Annotated in this window: 1 protein-coding gene; it reads left to right on the forward strand. The window is 44.4% G+C overall.

Going from position 1 to position 322, the window contains the following annotated elements:
• Nucleotides 1–322: hypothetical protein (locus tag LZP73_RS19650; RefSeq protein ID WP_442800772.1), on the forward strand; the 322-nt coding region annotated here is incomplete at both ends.

The raw sequence follows: 322 nt of genomic DNA on the forward strand, positions 1-322 counted from the left end.
ATGGCCTGGTCTTTTGTGCAGGAACAGGTACAGCCTGGTGTTGATAATGCCTGGCGGGAATCCCGTGGTGATATTGGTAAAGGAATGGAGAGCGTACCTTCGGGTGGTGGCAGTCAGGATATTATTGCTGACCATCAGGGGCATCAGGCCATTATTGATCAAAGAACGCAGGACAGTAATATCCGTAATGATGTAAAACATCAGGTTGATAATATGGTCACAGAATATAAAGGGAATATAGGTGATACTCAGAACAGCGTACGTGGCGAGGAAAATATTGTAAGAGGACAGTATTCTGAACTGCAGAATCACCATAAAACAG

This window comes from Shewanella sp. AS16 (assembly GCF_021412365.1).
Classification (GTDB): domain Bacteria; phylum Pseudomonadota; class Gammaproteobacteria; order Enterobacterales; family Shewanellaceae; genus Shewanella; species Shewanella salipaludis.